Here is a 1,668-nt window from a genome sequence, read left to right on the forward strand (position 1 = left end):
CGCCGAGGCGGCGGACCTGCTCGACGCGCTGGCCGACGCCGACCTCGCCATGTTGGCGCGGCCCGCCTCGCCGCGGCTCGACCGCCAGGGGGCCGTGGCCCTGTCTTCGGCGCGTCTGCGCAACCTGCTGCGGCGCCTGCTGGACACGGCCGGCGAGGCCATGCCCGACGAAGACCGCCTCCTCGAGATCGAACGCCAGTTTCGCGGCCCGACGGCGCCGGCGGGGCTGCGCCTGCCGTTGGTCGGCACGGCGATCTGCATTTACCGCGACGAGTGGTGGCTGGAGTCGTCGCGCTGGGCGCCCGCGCCGGTGGGCGTCGAGTGGTGTGGCGAGGCGAGCCTGGCCTGGGCCGGTGGTCAGGTGGATTGGCGGCCGACGATAGGGCAGGGCGTGTCGGCGGCGGCGCTGGCCGGCCGGCCCTGCTGGTTGCGCCCGCGCGCCGGCGGTGAGCGCCTGCGCAGCCATCCGGCCCGTCCGTCGCGTTCGCTCAAGAACCTGTTGCAGGAGGCTGGTGTGCCGCCCTGGCTGCGGGATGCGCTGCCGCTGCTGTGGGTGGGGGACGAACTGGCGTGGATCGCCGGTGTCGGGGGTGCGGCGCCCTTCGCCTGTGCGCCGGGTGAGGCGGGGTGGGTGCCGGTCTGGTCGCGGTGGCCGGGCTCGGCCGCGAATCGGCGCGCCTGAGCAGCGCTGCGCGACCTCGCGCGGCAGGCGGTATTCCGGCCCTCGCCCCAACGTCCCGACGGCGTGGGAACCGCAACGCCCTACGCGCACGCGTCATGGGTGGGTGCCGCTGGCGAAGGTGTCGGAGCCGGATTGCCGAGGCAGCCCGAGCCCCCCGATCAATCCGAGCACCCAACTCGACGCACCCGACTCGACGCACCCGACTCGACGCACCCAACTCGACGCACCCAACTCGACGCACCCAACTCGACGCACCCAACTCGACGCACCCGAATGGCGGCAGATTTTATGCCGCGAGGGTGTAAAAGCCATTCCCCTTTCACCTGTTAAGATTTACACTTATGTCATGCCGCGGTCTCGCCGCTGCGGCTGCCATCGCCTCCGCCCACCGCCCACCGCCCCCGTGGCGTCGCACGGTCCGGCTTTTTCCGCCATCGTATTGCTGAGTTTCCTCCCATGTCTGGCCCTTCGTCCGCCACCACCGTCGAGTCTTACTTCTCCCTGCTGCCCTGTCACAGTCAAGCCCTCACGTTTGCCCGTCTGCAGCTGCCGGGCGTCATCATTCTCGTGCATGGCGTCAATTCCGACGGGGAGTGGTTCGACGCCACCGAGCGAGGCCTGTGCGAAGGCCTCAACGCCCGCATGGCGCGCTGCGACCCCCAACTCGCCCACCCCTGCGTGGCCGCGGGTCAGCTCAAGCCGGTGGAGTACACGCCCGAGCTCACCGAAGATGGGTTCGTCAGACCCAATCGCAAGGCCAACAACTTCATCGCCCCCACCGAAAACTACTCGCCGGTGATCCGCTTTCGCTGGGGCTACAAGGCCTCCAAGGAAGAGCTGCAGGAATTCGGCGACAAGGTCTGGCTCAACGAACACGACTACTGGGGCGGCGGGCCCTTCGCCAACGGCTGCTCGGCCGTGGCCGACCTGTGGACCGCGGGGCTCGACGACAGCCTCTTCCTGTGGCTCACCGCCCAGCACTTCAA

2 protein-coding genes are annotated in these 1,668 nt (G+C 70.0%); both read left to right on the forward strand.

Going from position 1 to position 1,668, the window contains the following annotated elements; translation table 11 throughout:
- Positions 1 to 682 (forward strand): tRNA lysidine(34) synthetase TilS (tilS, locus tag ACE3P2_RS02755; RefSeq protein ID WP_374260713.1); only part of this gene is annotated, 682 nt, incomplete at its 5' end.
- Between the two features lie 456 nt (positions 683 to 1,138).
- Positions 1,139 to 1,668 (forward strand): hypothetical protein (locus tag ACE3P2_RS02760; RefSeq protein ID WP_374260716.1); only part of this gene is annotated, 530 nt, incomplete at its 3' end.

The sequence above is a fragment of the Zoogloea sp. genome (genome assembly GCF_041911615.1).
Taxonomy (GTDB): Bacteria; Pseudomonadota; Gammaproteobacteria; order Burkholderiales; family Rhodocyclaceae; genus Zoogloea.